Here is an 18,044-nt window from a genome sequence, read left to right as displayed (position 1 = left end):
ACGCAATAAAGGGGAAAGTTTCATGACGATCGCTCCCGCCCCCGCCGGGCAGGCCGAACCTCGCGTCGTTCTTTCGGCGCGTGGTCTCACCAAGACCTTCGGTGCATTCGCAGCCGTGAAAAACGTCGATCTCGACGTGCATCACGCCCGCGTTCATGCGCTGATCGGCCCGAACGGCGCCGGCAAGACTACGGTCTTCAATTTGTTGACCAAGTTTCTCCAGCCGACGGGCGGGGCGATCACCTTCATGGGAACGGACATAACAAGGACGCCGCCGGACAAGGTGGCGCGTCTCGGCCTCGTCAGGTCCTTCCAGATATCGGCGGTGTTTCCGCATCTGACGGTTCTGGAGAATGTACGGGTGGCGTTGCAAAGGCCCAACAACCTTTCAACGCAATTCTGGTTACCCCTGTCGTCGCTCGACAGGCTCAATGCGCGCGCCGAGGAGCTGATCGCAACGGTTGGTCTGACGCGGGAAAAACATGCGCTTGCGGCCGATCTTTCTTACGGCTGCAAGCGCGTTCTCGAAATCGCCACCACGCTGGCGCTCGACCCGAAGGTGCTGCTGCTTGATGAGCCGATGGCCGGTATGGGCGGGGAAGATGTCTCGCATGTCGCCGAGCTCATCCGCGAGGTGGCCAAAACCCGTGCGGTGCTGATGGTCGAACACAATCTGAAGGTCGTGGCCGATATCTGCCACCACGTCACGGTGCTGCAGCGGGGGGAAATTCTGGCGGAAGGCGATTATGCCGCCGTTTCCGCCGATCCGCGCGTGCGCACGGCTTACATGGGCACGGAGGAGGCTTGATATGGCGGCAATGCTCGAAGTCTCCAACCTGAAATCCTGGTACGGCGAAAGCCAGGCCCTGCACGGTGTCGATCTAACGGTCGGCGAAGGCGAAACCATCACCATTCTCGGGCGCAACGGCGTGGGCAAGACCACGACGCTGCGCACCATCATGGGCATCATCCGCAACCGCAAGGGCGTCATCAAGCTCGGCGGCAAGGATCTGATGCCGGTGCCGCTGCATCGCACGGCGAAATACGGTCTTGGTTTTGTGCCGGAAGAGCGCGGCATCTTCGCGACGCTGAGCGTCGAGGAAAATCTGAAGCTACCGCCCGTCGTCGCATCCGGTGGCATGACGCTCGATGAAATCTACGAGCTGTTTCCCAATCTTTACGAACGCCGCACCAGCCCCGGCACCAAGCTTTCCGGCGGCGAGCAGCAGATGCTGGCCATGGCGCGCATCCTGCGCACCGGTGTAAAGGTGCTGCTGCTTGACGAACCGACCGAGGGACTTGCCCCCGTCATCGTGCAGCGCATCGGCGAGGTGCTGCAGAAACTGAAGAGCCGCGGCATGACCGTGGTTCTGGTCGAACAGAATTTCCGTTTTGCGAGCCGCATCGCTGACCGTTTCTACCTGATGGATCACGGCCAGATGGTCAGCAATTTTCCGGTCGGCGAGCTTTCCGGCCGCATGGGCGAGCTCAACAAGGTGCTGGGGGTTTAACCATGACAATGATCTTCGGCGTTCCAATTCAGGCACTGCTCGGGCAATTGCTGGTGGGCCTCATCAATGGGTCCTTTTATGCGCTGCTGTCGCTCGGCCTTGCCGTCATTTTCGGCCTGCTGCGCGTCATCAATTTTGCCCATGGCGCGCAATATATGCTCGGCGCTTTCGTGGCCTTTCTCGGCCTTCAGTATTTCGGCATCACTTTCTGGGTGGCGCTCATCGTCACGCCGCTTGTCGTCGCACTTTTCGGCGCGATCATCGAACGCTTCCTGCTGTCGCGGCTTTATGATCTCGATCCGCTTTACGGGCTGCTTTTCACCTTCGGCCTGGCGCTGGTGGTGGAAGGCACGTTCCGCTGGCTTTATGGCGCGGCGGGCCCGCCCTATTCGGGTCCCCGCGAGCTTGCCGGCGGCACCAATCTCGGCTTCATGTTCCTGCCGAATTACCGCGCTTTCGTCGTCGTGATTTCACTCATCGTCTGCATTGCCCCCCGGGCTTTGATCGAAAAGACGCGTCTTGGCTCCTATCTGCGCGCTGCCACCGAAAACCCGACGCTGGTGCAGGCTTTCGGCATCAATGTGCCCGTTCTCCTGACGCTGACCTACGCGCTGGGTGCGGGCCTTGCCGGGTTCACCGGGGTTCTCGCCGCGCCCATCTATCAGGTCTCGCCGTTGATGGGCACGAACCTCATCATCGTCGTCTTCGCGGTGGTCGTGGTCGGCGGCATGGGGTCGATCATGGGCGCCATCGTCACCGGTTACATGCTGGGCGTCGCAGAGGGCCTCACCAAGGTGTTCTACCCGGAAGCCTCCAATATCGTCATCTTCGTCATCATGGCCTTTGTGCTGCTCATCCGCCCCGCCGGACTTTTCGGAAAGGACGCCTGATATGTCCAAAGCCACCCATAGCCCCACTGCCGGCACGCTGCCGCAGACGGAAGTTTCCGCGACCGCCGGAACCATCAAGACCGTTCTCATACTGGCGGGTCTTGCCGTGTTGATCGCCGCGCCGATGTTCGTTTACCCGATCTTTCTGATGAAGCTTCTGTGCTTTGCGCTGTTCGCCTGCGCCTTCAACCTGCTGATCGGTTATACGGGGCTGTTGTCCTTCGGCCATGCGGCGTTTTTCGGCGGCGCCGCCTATTTCACCGCCTATTCGGTGAAGGAATGGGGCGTTACGCCGGAGATCGGCCTTGTCATCGGCATGGCGGGCGCGGCCCTTCTCGGCCTCGTCATCGGCTTTTTCGCCATTCGCCGTCAGGGCATCTATTTCGCCATGATTACGCTCGCGCTATCGCAGATGTTTTATTTCTTCTGCCTTCAGGCGCCGTTTACCCATGGCGAGGACGGCTTGCAGGGCGTGCCGCGCGGCCATCTTTTCGGCCTTCTCGATCTCAATGCGCCGCTCAATATTTATTACACGGTGCTGGCCGCCTTTGTCCTGGCACTTCTGGTCATCTGGCGTTTCGTCAACTCGCCCTTCGGCATGATCCTGAAGTCGATCCGTGAAAACGAGCAGCGCGCCATTTCGCTGGGTTACAGCGTGCAGCGTTACAAGCTCGGTGCTTTCGTCATGTCGGCGGCGCTGGCCGGTCTTGCGGGCGGTCTGAAGGCGCTGGTCTTCCAGTTCGCGACGCTGACCGACGTCACCTGGCAGATGTCGGGCGAGGTGATCCTGATGACGCTGCTCGGCGGCATCGGCACCATGATCGGCCCTATCTTCGGCGCGGGTCTCGTTGTCACCCTGCAGAACTATCTCGCGACATCGGATTTCCCGGTCACCATCATCACCGGCCTCGTCTTCATGGCCTGCGTTCTGGTGTTCCGGCGTGGTTTGATCGGCGAATTTTATGCGTCGTGGCTCGGGAGAAAACTCGGCTTCCAGCACCGCGGCTAGAGATTTTTGAAAACACTTGAAAGGCTTCCCCCGCGTCCGGGACGGTGCGGCAAGGGCGGCGCATGGAGAAAAGCATGGGCGAATATGACTATATCGTCATCGGAGCGGGGAGTGCCGGATGTGTCCTCGCCAACCGCCTTTCGAAAGATCCGAACAACCGCGTGCTGCTGCTGGAGGCTGGCGGCAACGACAACTACCACTGGATCCATATTCCGGTCGGTTATCTCTATTGCATCAACAATCCGCGCACCGACTGGTGTTTCAAGACGGCGGAAGAGCCGGGGCTTAACGGCCGTTCGTTGATCTATCCGCGCGGCAAGGTGCTGGGCGGCTGCTCCTCCATCAACGGCATGATCTATATGCGCGGGCAGGCGCGGGACTATGATCTCTGGCGGCAGCTCGGTTGCGAGGGCTGGGGGTGGAACGACATCCTGCCCTATTTCCTGAAATCGGAAGATTTTTATCGCGGCAAAAGCGACCTGCACTCTGCCGGCGGTGAATGGCGCGTGGAGAAGGCGCGCGTGCGCTGGGATGTGCTTGACGCCTTCCAGAAGGCGGCAGGAGAAGCCGGCATTCCCGCGACCGATGATTTCAACCGGGGCGACAATGAGGGCGCCGGTTATTTCGATGTGAACCAGCGGGCCGGCTGGCGCTGGAACACGGCGAAAGCCTTCCTGAAGCCGGCGCTTGGCCGCAAGAACCTGACGGTTCTGACCAAGGCGCATGTCAAGCGGCTCATCATCGAAGAAGGCCGGGTGACGGGCGTGGAGTTCCTCCATGACGGCGTCTTGAAAAAGATGCGCGCCCGGCGCGAGACGGTGCTGTCCGCCGGTGCGATCGGCTCGCCGCATATTCTGGAGCTCTCCGGTGTCGGTCGTGGCGATGTGTTGCAGGCTGCCGGTATCGATACGGTGGCGGAGGTTCAGGGTGTAGGAGAAAACCTGCAGGACCATCTGCAACTGCGCATGGTCTACAAGGTTTCCGGTGTTCTGACGTTGAATGAAAGGGCGTCCACCCTGTTCGGCAAGGCGCGGATCGGTCTCGAATATGCGCTCACCCGCTCCGGGCCGATGTCGATGGCGCCGAGCCAGCTCGGCGTCTTCACCCGCTCCTCGCCGGAAAAGGAAACCGCCGATCTGGAATATCATGTCCAGCCGGTTTCGCTCGACAAGTTTGGTGATCCGGTTCACACTTTTCCGGCCATTACCGCAAGTGTCTGCAATCTGCGGCCGGAAAGCCGCGGCTCAGTGCATGTGAAAGGACCGGATTTCGCCATGCAGCCGGAAATCCGCCCGAACTATCTTTCCACCGAAGGCGACCGTCAGGTGGCGATCGACGCCATGCGGCTGACGCGCCGCATCGTCGCCCAGCCGGCCTTCGCACGCTTCAAGCCGGCGGAATACCGGCCCGGCCCCTCCTTTGAAAATGACAATGATCTCGCCAAAGCGGCGGGCGATATCGGCACCACTATCTTCCACCCCGTGGGCACGCTGCGCATGGGGTCGGATATGGAAAGCGTTGTCGATGCGCGGCTGAAGTTCCGGCGGCTTGCCGGGCTGCGCGTTGCCGACGCCTCCGTCATGCCGCGCATCACATCCGGAAATACCAATTCGCCGACGATCATGATTGCCGAAAAGGCCGCCGACATGATCCTTGCGGATAATCGCTGAAAGGAGCGCACCGATGAAGACCGTCGCTTTTCTCGGGCTGGGACATATGGGCCTGCCGATGGCCGCCAATCTCGTCAAGGCGGGTTATGCCGTCAGGGGTTACGATCTTGCCGACGCCTGCCGCGCGGCGGCGAAAGAGGCGGGCATTCCCGTTGCCGCGGATTCCGCCGAGGCCATCGAAGCGGCTGAGGTGATCATCACCATGCTGCCGAAGGGCGAACATGTCGTTTCCGCCTATGGCGATCTGGTTAAAAAGATCTCTGCCGGCACGCTGCTCATCGATTGCTCGACGGTGGATATGGAAAGCGCGCTGAAGGCGCATGAACTGGCCGCTTCCGCCGGTTGCCCCTCGGTCGATGCGCCCGTTTCCGGCGGAACGGGCGGGGCTGCGGCGGGCACCCTGACTTTCATGTGCGGCGGCGAAGCGGAGGCCTTCTCTGCGGCAAAACCGGTGCTGGAAGCGATGGGCAAGAAGATCGTGCATTGCGGCAAGGGCGGCAACGGCCAGGCTGCCAAGATCTGCAACAACATGATCCTCGGCATTTCCATGATCGCCGTTTCCGAAGCCTTCGTGCTGGGCGAAAAACTCGGCCTTTCGCATCAGGCGCTGTTCGATGTCGCCTCCACCTCTTCGGGGCAATGCTGGTCGCTCACCACCTATTGCCCGGTGCCGGGACCGGTGCCGACATCACCCGCCAACAAGGATTACCAGCCCGGATTTGCGGCGGCCTTGATGCTCAAGGATCTGAAGCTTTCGCAGGAGGCTGCGAACGGTGCCGGGGCCACCACCCCGCTCGGCGCAGCTGCGGCGGCGCTTTATGAGAATTTCGTTGATGACGGGAGCGGCGGGCGCGATTTTTCCGCCATCGTCGAAATGCTGCGCGGGGGCAAAGCATGACGGACGTCGCGCCATCCGACATTTTATGGGCGCCGCCCGAAAAGAGGGTGAAGTACTCGGCTCTGTTTTCATTCGCGGCCAGAACTGCAGAGCTGCACAAGCAGGCGGCTGATGACTACGCCGGCCTGCTGCATTGGTCGATCGACGCGCCGAACGAATTTTACGATGCGCTTTGGGACGAACTCGGCATTATCGGAACCCGCAGCGAGATGGCATTCAAACCCGGCAAGACTATACGAGACGCTGAGTTCTATCCGGGCGCAAGGCTCAATTACGCCGAAAATCTGCTGCGCGATGCCGACGATCGGCTGGCCATCATTGCCCATCGCGACGATGGCACGCGCCGCGAGATCAGCCGCAGACAGCTTTACGACGAAGTGTCCCTGATGGTGCAGGCGCTCGTTGATGCGGGCGTGAAGGAAGGCGACCGCGTCGGCGCCATCGTCACCCATGATATCGAGGCGATCGTCAGCTATCTGGCTGTCAGCGCCATTGGAGCCATCTGGTCTTCCTGCTCGCCGGATTTCGGCCCGGCCGGCGCTTCCGACCGCCTGTCGCAGATCGACCCGAAAATCCTCATCGCCGTGTCGGAATATGGTTATGCCGGCAAACGCATCGATGTCGGCCCGACCATCCGTGCGGTGGCGGAAAGTGCGGCTCCTGAAAAGATCGTGCTGATCGGCGATGCCGTTCCCGAAAGCCTCGCCGATCTCGACTGTGTGACGCTCAAGGATTTCGTCGCGCCTTATGCGGCGGGGCAGATTGCCTTCAATCGTCTGCCCGTCAAGGCGCCGCTGGCGATCCTTTATTCCTCGGGCACAACAGGCAAGCCGAAATGCATCACCCATTCCGGCGGCGGCCTGCTTCTTCAGCATATGAAGGAGCTGAAACTGCAATGCGATATTCAGGAGCGCGAGCGCTTCTTCTATTTCACCACCTGCGGCTGGATGATGTGGAACTGGCAGGTCTCCGGTCTGGCGCTCGGCGCAACGCTTGTCACCTATGACGGCAATCCCGGTTATCCAACATCCGCGCGGCTGATTGATCTCATCGACGCCGAACGGATCGCCACTTTCGGCACATCGGCGAAGTTTATCGATGCCTGCCTGAAGGCCGGGTTGAAGCCGCGCGAAAGCCATGACCTTTCGTCGCTCAGAACGATCCTTTCCACCGGCTCGCCGCTCATCCCGCAATCCTTCGATTACATCTATCGCGACTGGAAGGCTGACGTGCATCTCGCCTCCATTTCCGGCGGTACTGATATCTGCGCGTGTTTCCTCGGCGGCAATCCGCTGCAGCCCGTGCATCGCGGCGAATTGCAGGGTGCGATGCTCGGCATGGATATCGACACGCTGGATGATGAGGGCCGTTCCGTTCGCGGCGTTGCCGGTGAACTCGTCTGCCGCAATGCGCATCTGTCCATGCCGGTGAAGTTCTGGGGTGACGAGGACGGTTCGCGGTATCAGGCCGCCTATTTCGACCGCTTTCCCGGCATCTGGGCGCATGGCGATTTTGCCGAAATGCGCCCTTCAGGCGGATATGTCATCCATGGGCGTTCAGACACGACCCTCAATCCCGGCGGGGTCCGCATCGGGACTGCGGAAATCTACCGGCAAGTGGAAACCGTGCCTGAAGTGGAGGAGGCGATTGCCGTCGGGCAGGATATCGACGGTGACCAGAGGGTCATCCTCTTCCTGCGCATGAAGGGCGGCGCGACCCTGACGGAAGAGCTGGAAAAAACCATCCGCAGCCGCATCCGTTCGGGCGCCACGCCGCGGCATGTCCCGGCAAAAATCATTGCCGTCAGCGCCATTCCCCGCACCCGTTCGGGCAAGATTTCCGAAATCGCGGTTCGCGATACCATCCATGGCCGGCCGGTGAAGAATGCCGATGCGCTTGCCAATCCTGAAGCGCTCGAACTTTTCCGCAACCTGCCGCAGCTGAAGGACTAGGCCGATGGAGGATCAACCGAAAACCGTGCTCGTCACGGGTTCCACCAGCGGCATCGGGCTCGCCATCGCCAGGCGTTTCGCCGAAGCGGGATATCTGGTCGCGGTGCATGGCATAGAGACGACGGAGGAGGCGACGCAGGCCCTGGAGATGGTGGCGCAGGTGGCGCGGCACAGGCCGGTCTATTTTTCCGCCAATCTCGCCAACTATGATGAAAGCGCGCATCTGCCGGAAACCGTCATCGCCGAATTTGGTCATATCGACGTCCTCGTCAACAATGCCGGCATCCAGAAAGTCGCGCCGATCGACGAGTTCGATTTCGCCGATTTCTCCCGCATCGTCGCCATCTCTCTCGACAGCGCGTTTCACACCATCCATGCGGCGCTGCCCGGCATGAAGGAAAGGGGCTGGGGCCGCATCGTCAACATCGCCTCCGCCCATGGCCTGCGCGCGTCACCCTTCAAGGGGCCTTATGTGGCGACCAAACATGCGGTGGTGGGCCTGACGAAAAGCGTGGCGCTGGAAGTCGCCGAACTCGGCATTACCTGCAACGCCATCTGCCCAGGTTATGTCTGGACGCCGCTTGTCGCCGCCCAGGTCGCCGATCAGGCGCGCGTGCACGGCATGAGCGAGGAGGAAGTGGTGAAGAAGGTGATGCTTGCGCCGCAGCCGACCAGACGGTTTGTGCAACCGGAAGAAGTGGCGGAAATGGCGCTTTATCTCGCTGGTGATATGGCGCGCTCCATCACCGGCACCACCATTTCCATCGATGGCGGCTGGACGGCGAAATAAATTTCGCACATGCGCTTGAAGCGAACGATCGCGCCGGTTTCCGGTATTGTTAGGCGATTTCAATCCTGTATAGTTTTCGTGGACGGCGGGGTCAGCGCCGTGTTCACGGAAAAGCGGCATGATGAACACAGGGTCTTTTGAAGCGCCGCTGGCGCGTTCGCGCTTCGATACGCGCCAAGTGCCGAAACGCGACGCCATGGCGTTGTGGCGGGATTCGATCAACGTGCTTTTTGATGCTCGCCTGCGCCGCTCGCAGGATGATGGTTTTTTCGCCAGCGTGGACGCCGCTTTCATCGGCAATGTCGCGCTCGGCCGCACCCAGTCCTCGGCGCAGGATTTCGACCGTTCGCGCCACAAGCTTGCCCGCGACGGCATGGATGGTTTTCTCCTGCAATTTTACGCCAGCGGGAAGAGCATGTCGCGGCGCGGTTCGGGCGAGACCGCTGGTCCGGGCGACCTCTATCTCATCGATATGGCGCAGCCGCTGGCCACCGCCACCTCGGATCACGATCATCTCAGCCTCGTCGTGCCGCGCCGGCTGCTGGAAGGCAGGCTTGCCGGTTCCGGCAATCATCATGAACGCGTGCTGCCGGCCGGCTTGCCGCTGGTATCGCTGCTGCGCGAAACGATGACGAGCATCTATCGCCATTTCGACGTCATGAATGCCAGCGAGGGCGCAGCCACGGTCTCGCCGCTTCTGGAACTGGCTGCGGCCGCCATCAACAATCATGTCCGGGAAGACAATGCGCAGGGCGTGCAGCGGGCGCTCAGGGCATCCATCCGCCGTTATATCGACAGTCACCTTCTCGATCCGGCCCTGTCGGTGGAAAAGGTCATGGGCGAATTCGGCGTGTCGCGACGCACCGTCTACCGGCTCTTCGAGCCGCTTGGCGGGTTTTCGGCCTGCATCACCCATCGGCGTCTCGAACGCGCGATGGATTTCCTGCGGGCGCCGCAATCGGCGCATATGACGATTGCCGAGGTTGCCGCGTCCTATGGTTTCACCAATCCGGAAAATTTCAGCCGCGTCTTCAAGAAGACTTTCGGCCTTTCGCCGCGTCAAATGCGGCATTTCGCTTCGGAAAACCGCGACCTCACGTCGGATATTCTGAAGCCGGATAGCGCGGAATGGACACGCTGGATCCTGCAGCTCGGCCGCTGATGACGATTGGCCGCGCGCCGTTCTGACACTTTATGACGGTTTGTTGGCACAATCCGACCATTCGCTGCGGCTGCGGCGCGATGGGGATGCGCATGTCTTCCAGACGTGCCAAACAGGGCGCGTTATTTTTATCAATATATTGCCTGACAATCATGATGCTGAGAATCCTCGCTTTTCTGGACCTGTGTCGCCAATGGCGCCGTGCGGTAAAACAACACCTATCCTTTTCCGGCGCCACATTTCACAGGTCGCCATCGCCCCTGCCATCGGCGAATTCAGACAGCCCCGCAGACGATCCGTCGGAAACGGACGACGGCGAAGCACGCCTGCCGGTTTCCTGGCTCGGCCTTGGACAAAGCTTCAGCGCGCTGGATGCGGAAGACTGTGACAGGGCGCGTTTGCCGGCCGAGTGCGGTTAACGTCGTTCTCCGGCGATCTGGAACAAAACCCTGACCCCAAGGATTAGATCAACAGGGTTACAGGGAGTGAAAGACATGGCCAGAGAAAATGCCAGCTATCTCGACAGTCGGGATACTCCGAAAAGCGAAACGGCAACGCGTGCGCGGCAGGGATCGCGCGGACGTCCCGTCCTTGTCATTCTGATCGTCAGCGTGCTTCTTGCATTGGTGGTCTGGGGTGTCGTCGAATATTCCGTTTTCGAACCCGACCAAAACCTGCCGCAGAACCCGCAGACCGAGACTGCGCCCGTGCCGCAGCAGCCGTCCGGATCGGGAAGCTTCGACAACAATCCCGCGAATGGCCGCGCGCAACCACCGTCATCGACAGAGACAAACCCCTCGCCACAGGATTCGACAGGGGCGCCGCAAAACCCGTGACCACCCTAGCGTGAAGTTTTTTCGCGATGATGATAATTTCCATGGAACCAGATTGCGCCCGATTTCATTTCACGCAAAGTGACAGGAATCGGGGGTTTCATTCATGGCAGTCACCGTCACTGCAGTTGTTCTTACGCTGATCGGTCTTGGGCTGTTCGGTTTCGGCTCTCAGCTCGTCATGCTGGGCGGGAGCTTTTATTACGTGCTTTCCGGACTGGCCTTCCTGTTGACGGCCGTTCTGCTGTTCAAGCGCAATCGCGCAGCCCTTCACGTCTATGCCGTCTTCATTGTCGCCACGCTCGCCTGGGCTATCTGGGAAGTTGGCTTCGACTGGTGGCAGCTTGGCCCGCGCGGTGGCATCGTCATTCTCATCGGGCTGTGGCTTCTGGTTCCATGGGTCCGGAAGCCGCTCGGTTTTGCGAGCCCCACCGGGCTTCGCTATGGGCCGAACGCCTGGCCGCTTGCGCTATCCGTGCTCGCCTCCATCGTCGTGGCCGGATATTCCATGGCGCAGGATCCACACGACACGGCAGGTTCCCTGCCGCAGGAAACCGCCTCGGCGACGCCCGCCTATGGCGGCAATGTGCCTGACGGTGACTGGCATCAATATGGCCGCACGCCCTATGGACAGCGTTATTCGCCGCTGACCCAGGTCAATGTCGAGAATGTCTCGCAGCTCAAGGAAGCCTGGCGTTACCAGACTGGCGATGTGAAGCTGCCTGATGATGTGGGGGAAACCACCTATCAGGTGACGCCACTCAAGATCGGCAATACGCTTTATATCTGCACGCCGCATAATTGGGCGATTGCCATCGATGCCGCCACCGGCAAGGAAAAGTGGAAATATGCCCCGAATGTCGGTCTTAATCCGGACCGCCAGCACCAGACCTGCCGCGGCGTGTCCTATTATGCCGAGCCCAATGCCGCTGAAGGCACGGCCTGCGCCCAACGCGTCTACCTGCCGACCTCGGATGCGCGGCTGATCGCGCTTGATGCGGCCACCGGTCAGGTCTGCACTTCCTTTGCCGATCAGGGTGTGCTGCATCTTGAGCAGGGCATGAAATACAATCCTGCCGGCTATTATTATTCGACCTCGCCGCCGGTCATCGCGGCGGGCAAGATCATCATCGGCGGCGCGGTGAACGACAACTATTCCACGCAGGAACAGTCCGGTGTCATCCGCGCTTTCGATGTGAATAGCGGTGCGCTCGTCTGGAACTGGGATTCCGGCGATCCGGCGAAAACCGAACCGATTGCGGCGGGTGAGACCTACACCACCAATTCGCCCAACAGCTGGTCGGTCTTCAGTTATGATGAAGGCCTCGGTCTCGTTTATATCCCGCTCGGCAATCAGGTGCCGGATCAGCTCGGCATGGGCCGCAGCGAGAATGTGGAGAAATATTCTTCCTCCATCGTCGCGCTCGATATTAACACCGGCAAGGATCGCTGGGTGCGCCAGACGGTTCATCACGATCTCTGGGACATGGACGTGCCGGCCCAGCCAGTGCTGCTCGACATCACCAAGGACGGTCAGACCATCCCGGCTCTCGTCGGCCCGACCAAGCAGGGCGATATCTACGTTCTCGACCGGCGCACCGGCGAGCCGCTTCTGCCGATCACGGAGGAGCCGGCGCCGGGCGGTGCGATCCCTGAGGACTTCACCTCACCGACGCAGCCGACGACGGCCTTGTCGTTCAAGCCGGAGCCATTGCAGGAAAAGGACATGTGGGGCGTCTCCATGTTCGACCAGCTCGCCTGCCGCATCCGCTTTCATCAGCTGAACTACAAGGGCCGCTATACGCCGCCGTCACTGACCGGCTCGATCATCTATCCCGGCAATTTCGGCACCTTCAACTGGGGCAGCGTCGCGGTCGACCCCGAACGCCAGGTCATGTTCGGCATGCCGACCTATCTCGCCTTCACCTCGCAGCTCGTGCCGCGCGCCGACATTCCGCCGAAGGGGCAGGACGAAAAGGGTAGCGAACAGGGCCTGAACCGCAATGACGGCGCACCCTACGGCGTGTTCATGGGTCCGTTCCTCGGTCCGCTGAAAATCCCTTGCCAGGCCCCGCCATGGGGTTATGTCACGGGTGCCGACCTGCGCACCGGCGATATCGCCTACAAGCACAAGAACGGCACGGTCTATGACATGACGCCGCTGCCGCTGCCCTTCAAGGTGGGTGTGCCTGGTATTGGCGGGCCGATGATCACCAAGGGCGGCGTGGCCTTCCTCGGTGCTGCCGTCGACAACTATCTGCGCGCCTATGACCTCACCACCGGCAAGCAGCTATGGGAAGCGCGCCTGCCGGCCGGCGGCCAGGCAACGCCCATGACCTATGCGCTGGAGGGCGGCAAGCAATATGTGGTGATGGTTGCAGGTGGTCACGGTTCCGTCGGAACCAAGCCGGGCGATTATGTGATCGCCTATACCCTGCCGTAATCTCTGCAGTCTTCAAGACACATAAAAAACCGGAATGGGTGACCATTCCGGTTTTTGTTGTTGAGGGGTATTACGCGGCCTTTTTCTGGGCGGCGGCGTTGACCGAAGTCTCGGCGAGCGCGGTCAGCGCATCGTCGGTCTTTGCCTCTTCCTTGAGCGTGGCATCCAGCAGCGAAACCGCCTTGGTGTGGCCCAGCTTTTCCGCCCAGGCCTTAAGCGTGCCGTAGCGGGCGATCTCATAGTGTTCGACCGCCTGTGCCGACGAAACGAGACCGGCATCAAGCGCGGGTGTGCCTTTGAAGTCCTCCATGATCTCCTCGCCCTCGGCGATAATGCCCTGGATGGCTTCGCAGGTCTTGCCCTGTGCGCGCTTGCCAATGATCTCGAATACTTCCTGCAGGCGTTCGACGTGGCCCTGGGTTTCTTCCTTGTGCTTTTCAAAAGCCTGTTTCAGCTTCGGATCTGTCGCCGCCCGTGCCATTTTCGGCAGGGCCTTCAGGATCTGCCTTTCGGCGTAGTAGATATCCTTCAGCGTGTCGTAAAACAGGTCGTCGAGTTTCTTCTCGGCCATTGGTCCTTCTCCCATGTGTAAAAATGCATGATGTGCGCCCATGCGCACGGGAGACAAACCCTTTGCTGCTGCCATGGTTCCGGCTCGGTTGCGCGCAACGTTTATATTGCTGCGCGGAACCAACGCAGCCTTTCCGAACTTAGTGGGAATAAATGTCGGGAGGAGACATGACGTGCCCCAGAGCCTTGCAGAAGAATTTTCCATGAATATTTCCATCCCCTTCGAGGTGCTGCTGGTGCGCGTGTTCGGCGCGGTCATCCTGTGCGGCCTGATCGGTCTGGAGCGGGAGTTTCACAAGAACACGGCCGGTTTGCGCACCAACATGCTCATCGGCCTTGCTGCCGTCACCTTCTGCATCATCACCATTCATATGATGGAGACGATGGCGGAAGGTCATGAGGCCGCGCGGCTCGATCCTATCCGTCTGGTGGAAGCCGTGACGGCGGGCATCGCCTTTCTCGCAGCGGGTGTGGTCGTTTATACGAGAGGGGATGTCAAAGGCCTAACGACGGGCGCCAGCATGTGGCTTTCGGCGGCAATCGGCCTCTCGGCAGGTCTCGGCATGTGGCCGCTTGCCCTTGTCGCCGCAGGCGCCGGTATCGTTGTCCTTTGGACGCTCCGGCGCTTGCCGGTGGCCACCGGTATCAAGGAGGATTGACGGGCATCAGCCGAAACGGAAGAGATCGGCGTCCGGGTCCTTGCCGCCATTAACGGCGGCCGCCACGATTTCGGCGGCGATCTGGCTGAAGGTGAGGCCATTACCGCCGAAACCCATCACGGCATAGACGTTTTTCATGCCGGGCACCGCGCCGATCAGCGGCAGGCCGGTGGTGGTGGTGCCGAAGGCCGCCGCCCAGCGATAGTCCGGCTCTCCCATATCGACGCCAAGAAGCCTTTCGATCTTGCAGCTGATCGTCTTCGCCTTCGCGGAAAGCTTGCGCTCCGACAGATAGGCGGTGGGGTTTTCCTCGTCCTCGCCTCCGGCGATCATCCTCCCCTCGCGGTCGGTGCGCAGGTAAAGATAGGGATCGGACGCTTCCCAGAGGATATGGTTCTCCAGCCAGCCGGGTAGATCGAGCCGCTTTTTGCTCGCCAGAGCCCAGGTGGAAATGATCTGGTGTTTCGGGCTCTCCAGCATTTTCAGGAATTCATAGCCGGTGCAGAAAACGACATTGCGTGCGGAAAGGATCTTGCCGCCGGCGGTGGCGAGGACAACTTTGTTGCCGAGGTTTCTGAGATCGGTGATCTCAAGCTGGGAGACGATTTCGGCGCCTGCGCCGGCCGTATGGCGCAAAAGGCCGGCCGTCAGCTGTGCGGGATTGGCTGAGGCCGAGATATCGCTGAGGATGGCGGCGGTCCGGTCCAGCCCATATTGCTCTCGCAGTTCTGCAGCGGAGAGGAAGCGGGCTTCGATGCCAGCTTCTTTGCGCGCGGCCGCTTCGGCTTTCAACGCGCGCGATCCCATTTCGTCTCCGGCGAGATAAAGCGCCTGCTTGCGCTTCATGCTGCAGGAGATGCCAAGCGAGGAGACGATTTCCTCCAGACGCAGGACGGCGCGTGCGGAACGCTGCCATGCCCTGTCGGCTGCGGGCCTGCCGATCATCTTTCTGAGTTCCGTCAGCGGCGTGTCGATCTCGTGCTGTATCATCGCGGTGCTTGCCACGCTGCTGCCCATGACCGGTTCGCGCCGGTCGATGATGAGCATGGATTGACCCGGCCTTTGCAGGGCGTGGGATACGAGTGCGCCGCTGATGCCGGCGCCGACGACGATCGTGTCGTAATGGTCGGAGGCGGGTGTGTGCCCGCTGCGGATGCCGATGCGCGGGCTATCGGCCCAGACCGGTTTTGAATCCCTGAGATCGCGTTCTTTCGTCAGTTCCGGTGTCGTCATGAAGATGTCCTGAATGGGTCAAGGCTCGGTATAACCGGCGACAGTGAGGGTGAGCGTTCCGCTGCGGGGATCGCTGCGGAAAAAAAGCGTGCCGCTGTCCTTCGATTCCGAGGCGACATAATCGAAGGTCACATCGGCGTTTTCCGGCGCGGCGTCATTCCGCTGCAGGTCGCCGCGCACCTGCACCTGCGCTGCGGTGGTCATGGAGAGGTTGCGGATGTCGAATTTCACCCGATATTGCCCGGGCTGCCCCTCCACGCTGGTGACGGCGATGTCGAAGCGGGCATCCTCGGGTACATAGCGATAGATGTCATAGGCGATCCAGCCGAGCATCGCGGCGACGAGCAAGGTGCAGATGGTTCCCGTCACCCATTCGATCCAATGCGGATCGGCGCTTTCCGTCTGTTTTCCGTTTTTCGATATCGTCATCTTGTCCTCACAGGATCAGCCGGGCCGACGCCGCGCCGATCGAGGCTGGAACACCGAGAATGACGGCGGCATTCATGATCTGCGACAGCGAGGTGTGGTCGAGGCGCTCGAAGGTCCAGAGCGTATAGATGCTGATGGCGATGGCGATGACGTAGCCGGGCAGGGTGAAGCGGATGAAGGATTGCCACCATTGCTGTCCTTCATGCAGCTGATGCGAGCCCTTGAAGTGAAGCGCATAGACAAAGCCATGCATGATGGCGATCGACAGCAGACAAAGGGCCAGAACGTGATAGGGCGTCACCTTGTAGGCGATCAGGATCATTTCCTCCGTCGGGGCGACATTGAGGTTGAGGAAGAGCGCGCCCACCACCATCATGAAAAGCTCGTGCAGATAACCTGTCTCGCCGGAATACTCGCCTTCCTCTTCGTCCTCTGCGTCGGAATGCTGGCCGAGCTGGCTGCGGCCGAGCAGCGCGCCGATGCTGGCGGGAACGGATTGCAGCGCGACCTTGGCGACGATATTGGAGGCGGTGAGCTGGTCGTTCAGAACGCCGAACAGCAGGAGCACGCCCGCGCTGACAGCGATGCCCAGCCCATAGGCGGTTATCGCGTCGCGCAGGGCCTGGCTCCAGGAATTGATATTCTCAAAACCGATGCGGCGGGCAAGAAGAAGAAGCAGCGGCAGGTTGAGGATGCAGAGCAGCAGAAGCCGCCATGAGTTGACGTAAAGACCGAGGAACCACATTTCCATGGTCATCAGCATGGGCAGGGCAAACAGCAATGCACCCGCTGTGCCGCGCGCAAGGCCGATCAGGAACTGCCTGACCTCGTCATCTTCCCCATGTTTTTGATTGACCGTAACCGCCATGCCGTCCCCTTGTGCGGAGGATAACGCAATGGCGTTTTTCCGGTTCCGTTGGGTTTATTTCGCAGGGTCAATAAGGGCGATGCCGAATTCCCTGTTATAGCTGCGCCGCAATTCTGCGGGCGTTTCGCGAATGACGACTTCCAGAGTGGGACGAACCACGCCCTTCAGAAAATGGCCGCCTTTTGTGGACCCGTCGGCAAAACCCAGAACCACATGCAGGTGCGGATTGGGCGTGTCGTTCTCGTCAAGCGTAATGTCGCCAAGCAGGCTCAGGACCTCGCTCTGTTCGGTGACCGGTATTTCCTTGTAGTCCTGCGTGGACAGATCAAAAAAGGCGAGCGTTGCCGTGGCGAAGGCGCCGATCGCGGTGACAGAGGCGGCGTTGATGTTCTCGGCCCTGGCAAAACGCCTGATGGCCTCGAAGGCTTCTTCCTCGGGATCGATGACGAGGATGAAGGTGCGCTCCGCGCCGCTTGCCAGCAATCTGCTTTTCATATTCTTCCTCCAAAATAAAAGTGCCGCCGGAAACCGGCGGCACGGGAATGTCGTTCGTGTCTTAAGCGGCGCGACGTTCGTGACGGCCTTCCTCAATCTCTTCCACGATCTTGGCGACGAAGGCATCGAGATCGTCAGGGCTGCGGGAGGTGATGATACCCTTGTCCGTTACCACCTTTTCATCCTTCCAGTTGGCGCCGGCATTCTTGAGGTCGGTCTTGATCGACCAATAGGAAGTGGCGTCGCGGCCGCGCAGGGCGTCCGCTTCGACAAGCAGCCACGGCGCATGGCAGATGGCGGCAACCACCTTGCCCGATTTGACGAAATCGCGAACCACCCGTATCGCATCCTCGTCATGGCGCAGAATATCCGGGTTGATCTGGCCACCGGGAAGAACCAGTGCGTCAAAATCTTCGGTTTTTACGGTCTTGGCCGAGAGATCGACGGTGATGCTGTCGCCCCAGTTCTTCTTATCCCAGCTCTTGATTTCGCCCTCCTTGATGGAGGCGATCTTCACGTCCGCACCCTTGGCCTTCAACTGGTCATACGGCACCCGCAGCTCGGAACGTTCGTATCCGTCCGTTGCGAGAATGAGGATTTTTGCGGCGTTGATGGCAGTCATATCTGTCTCC

Annotated in this window: 18 protein-coding genes; 12 read left to right on the top strand and 6 right to left on the bottom strand. The window is 60.5% G+C overall.

The features are described from left to right. Window positions 1–22: 22 nt before the first annotated feature. The 11 genes from ASB65_RS06780 to ASB65_RS06730 all read left to right on the top strand — a co-directional run bounded on the left by ASB65_RS06780 (window position 23) and on the right by ASB65_RS06730 (window position 13,158). Window positions 23–808, top strand: a complete 786-nt coding sequence (locus tag ASB65_RS06780) for an ABC transporter ATP-binding protein (protein WP_060723413.1) — start codon at window positions 23–25, stop codon at window positions 806–808. Window position 809: 1 nt separating this feature from the next. After that, complete coding sequence (locus ASB65_RS06775; RefSeq protein WP_020009981.1) at window positions 810–1,511, top strand: ABC transporter ATP-binding protein; 702 nt, start codon at window positions 810–812, stop codon at window positions 1,509–1,511. Window positions 1,512–1,513: 2 nt separating this feature from the next. Beyond that, window positions 1,514–2,401, top strand: coding sequence for a branched-chain amino acid ABC transporter permease (locus tag ASB65_RS06770; protein ID WP_060723412.1), 888 nt, complete (start codon window positions 1,514–1,516; stop codon window positions 2,399–2,401). 1 nt (window position 2,402) lies between these two features. Continuing rightward, window positions 2,403–3,410, top strand: coding sequence for a branched-chain amino acid ABC transporter permease (locus ASB65_RS06765; RefSeq protein ID WP_003508689.1), 1,008 nt, complete (start codon window positions 2,403–2,405; stop codon window positions 3,408–3,410). Between the two features lie 74 nt (window positions 3,411–3,484). Further along, the gene (locus ASB65_RS06760) at window positions 3,485–5,080 is read left to right on the top strand and encodes a GMC family oxidoreductase (RefSeq protein ID WP_060723411.1); all 1,596 of its coding nucleotides are present in this window, start codon (window positions 3,485–3,487) and stop codon (window positions 5,078–5,080) included. Between the two features lie 13 nt (window positions 5,081–5,093). Next, window positions 5,094–5,978, top strand: a complete 885-nt coding sequence (gene mmsB, locus ASB65_RS06755; protein ID WP_060723410.1) for a 3-hydroxyisobutyrate dehydrogenase — start codon at window positions 5,094–5,096, stop codon at window positions 5,976–5,978. After that, window positions 5,975–7,930, top strand: a complete 1,956-nt coding sequence (locus ASB65_RS06750; RefSeq protein ID WP_060723409.1) for an acetoacetate--CoA ligase — start codon at window positions 5,975–5,977, stop codon at window positions 7,928–7,930. Before mmsB ends, ASB65_RS06750 begins: the two co-directional genes overlap by 4 nt. Window positions 7,931–7,934: 4 nt before the next feature. Further along, the gene (locus tag ASB65_RS06745; RefSeq protein ID WP_060723408.1) at window positions 7,935–8,720 is read left to right on the top strand and encodes a 3-hydroxybutyrate dehydrogenase; all 786 of its coding nucleotides are present in this window, start codon (window positions 7,935–7,937) and stop codon (window positions 8,718–8,720) included. A gap of 118 nt (window positions 8,721–8,838) precedes the next feature. Beyond that, complete coding sequence (locus tag ASB65_RS06740; RefSeq protein ID WP_060723407.1) at window positions 8,839–9,882, top strand: helix-turn-helix domain-containing protein; 1,044 nt, start codon at window positions 8,839–8,841, stop codon at window positions 9,880–9,882. A 494-nt stretch (window positions 9,883–10,376) separates the two neighbouring features. Continuing rightward, the gene (locus ASB65_RS06735) at window positions 10,377–10,718 is read left to right on the top strand and encodes a hypothetical protein (protein ID WP_003508699.1); all 342 of its coding nucleotides are present in this window, start codon (window positions 10,377–10,379) and stop codon (window positions 10,716–10,718) included. 103 nt (window positions 10,719–10,821) lie between these two features. Further along, on the top strand, window positions 10,822–13,158 hold the full coding sequence (locus ASB65_RS06730) for a glucose/quinate/shikimate family membrane-bound PQQ-dependent dehydrogenase (protein ID WP_060723406.1): 2,337 nt from the start codon (window positions 10,822–10,824) through the stop codon (window positions 13,156–13,158). A 70-nt stretch (window positions 13,159–13,228) separates the two neighbouring features. On the opposite strand, the gene ASB65_RS06725 is transcribed toward ASB65_RS06730, so the two are convergent. Further along, the gene (locus tag ASB65_RS06725; RefSeq protein WP_020009970.1) at window positions 13,229–13,729 is read right to left on the bottom strand and encodes a ferritin-like domain-containing protein; all 501 of its coding nucleotides are present in this window, start codon (window positions 13,727–13,729) and stop codon (window positions 13,229–13,231) included. Window positions 13,730–13,901: 172 nt separating this feature from the next. Here ASB65_RS06725 and ASB65_RS06720 point away from each other — a divergent pair, with 172 nt between their 5' ends. After that, the gene (locus ASB65_RS06720; protein ID WP_060723405.1) at window positions 13,902–14,387 is read left to right on the top strand and encodes an MgtC/SapB family protein; all 486 of its coding nucleotides are present in this window, start codon (window positions 13,902–13,904) and stop codon (window positions 14,385–14,387) included. A gap of 6 nt (window positions 14,388–14,393) precedes the next feature. Here the strand turns inward: ASB65_RS06720 and ASB65_RS06715 are convergent, their stop codons facing one another. The 5 genes from ASB65_RS06715 to ASB65_RS06695 all read right to left on the bottom strand — a co-directional run bounded on the left by ASB65_RS06715 (window position 14,394) and on the right by ASB65_RS06695 (window position 18,034). Continuing rightward, the gene (locus tag ASB65_RS06715; RefSeq protein ID WP_060723404.1) at window positions 14,394–15,620 is read right to left on the bottom strand and encodes an NAD(P)/FAD-dependent oxidoreductase; all 1,227 of its coding nucleotides are present in this window, start codon (window positions 15,618–15,620) and stop codon (window positions 14,394–14,396) included. Between the two features lie 18 nt (window positions 15,621–15,638). Continuing rightward, window positions 15,639–16,049: a TIGR02588 family protein gene (locus ASB65_RS06710; RefSeq protein WP_060723403.1), complete on the bottom strand. Its 411-nt coding sequence runs from the start codon at window positions 16,047–16,049 to the stop codon at window positions 15,639–15,641. A gap of 7 nt (window positions 16,050–16,056) precedes the next feature. After that, entirely contained in the window at window positions 16,057–16,917 is an 861-nt protein-coding gene (locus ASB65_RS06705; RefSeq protein ID WP_060723402.1) for a TIGR02587 family membrane protein, read from the bottom strand. A 54-nt stretch (window positions 16,918–16,971) separates the two neighbouring features. Next, complete coding sequence (locus tag ASB65_RS06700; protein WP_020009965.1) at window positions 16,972–17,412, bottom strand: PPC domain-containing DNA-binding protein; 441 nt, start codon at window positions 17,410–17,412, stop codon at window positions 16,972–16,974. Window positions 17,413–17,473: 61 nt separating this feature from the next. Further along, window positions 17,474–18,034 (bottom strand): DJ-1/PfpI/YhbO family deglycase/protease, encoded by a 561-nt coding sequence (locus ASB65_RS06695; RefSeq protein WP_060723401.1) that lies wholly within the window; start codon window positions 18,032–18,034, stop codon window positions 17,474–17,476. Window positions 18,035–18,044 lie beyond the last annotated feature (10 nt).

Origin of the sequence: Agrobacterium tumefaciens str. B6 (genome assembly GCF_001541315.1) — a bacterium.
GTDB lineage: Bacteria > Pseudomonadota > Alphaproteobacteria > Rhizobiales > Rhizobiaceae > Agrobacterium > Agrobacterium radiobacter.
Note: the sequence above shows the minus strand (reverse complement) of the source record. Positions and strands in the feature narration are given on the sequence as shown.

Excerpts from the sequence above, each read along its gene's own strand:
- ASB65_RS06780 (WP_060723413.1), top strand. The coding sequence starts at position 23 with ATGACGATCGCTCCCGCCCCCGCCGGGCAGGCCGAACCTCGCGTCGTT.
- ASB65_RS06775 (WP_020009981.1), top strand. The coding sequence starts at position 810 with ATGGCGGCAATGCTCGAAGTCTCCAACCTGAAATCCTGGTACGGCGAA.
- ASB65_RS06770 (WP_060723412.1), top strand. The coding sequence starts at position 1,514 with ATGACAATGATCTTCGGCGTTCCAATTCAGGCACTGCTCGGGCAATTG.
- ASB65_RS06765 (WP_003508689.1), top strand. The coding sequence starts at position 2,403 with ATGTCCAAAGCCACCCATAGCCCCACTGCCGGCACGCTGCCGCAGACG.
- ASB65_RS06760 (WP_060723411.1), top strand. The coding sequence starts at position 3,485 with ATGGGCGAATATGACTATATCGTCATCGGAGCGGGGAGTGCCGGATGT.
- mmsB (WP_060723410.1), top strand. The coding sequence starts at position 5,094 with ATGAAGACCGTCGCTTTTCTCGGGCTGGGACATATGGGCCTGCCGATG.
- ASB65_RS06750 (WP_060723409.1), top strand. The coding sequence starts at position 5,975 with ATGACGGACGTCGCGCCATCCGACATTTTATGGGCGCCGCCCGAAAAG.
- ASB65_RS06745 (WP_060723408.1), top strand. The coding sequence starts at position 7,935 with ATGGAGGATCAACCGAAAACCGTGCTCGTCACGGGTTCCACCAGCGGC.
- ASB65_RS06740 (WP_060723407.1), top strand. The coding sequence starts at position 8,839 with ATGATGAACACAGGGTCTTTTGAAGCGCCGCTGGCGCGTTCGCGCTTC.
- ASB65_RS06735 (WP_003508699.1), top strand. The coding sequence starts at position 10,377 with ATGGCCAGAGAAAATGCCAGCTATCTCGACAGTCGGGATACTCCGAAA.
- ASB65_RS06730 (WP_060723406.1), top strand. The coding sequence starts at position 10,822 with ATGGCAGTCACCGTCACTGCAGTTGTTCTTACGCTGATCGGTCTTGGG.
- ASB65_RS06725 (WP_020009970.1), bottom strand. The coding sequence starts at position 13,729 with ATGGCCGAGAAGAAACTCGACGACCTGTTTTACGACACGCTGAAGGAT.
- ASB65_RS06715 (WP_060723404.1), bottom strand. The coding sequence starts at position 15,620 with ATGACGACACCGGAACTGACGAAAGAACGCGATCTCAGGGATTCAAAA.
- ASB65_RS06710 (WP_060723403.1), bottom strand. The coding sequence starts at position 16,049 with ATGACGATATCGAAAAACGGAAAACAGACGGAAAGCGCCGATCCGCAT.
- ASB65_RS06705 (WP_060723402.1), bottom strand. The coding sequence starts at position 16,917 with ATGGCGGTTACGGTCAATCAAAAACATGGGGAAGATGACGAGGTCAGG.
- ASB65_RS06700 (WP_020009965.1), bottom strand. The coding sequence starts at position 17,412 with ATGAAAAGCAGATTGCTGGCAAGCGGCGCGGAGCGCACCTTCATCCTC.
- ASB65_RS06695 (WP_060723401.1), bottom strand. The coding sequence starts at position 18,034 with ATGACTGCCATCAACGCCGCAAAAATCCTCATTCTCGCAACGGACGGA.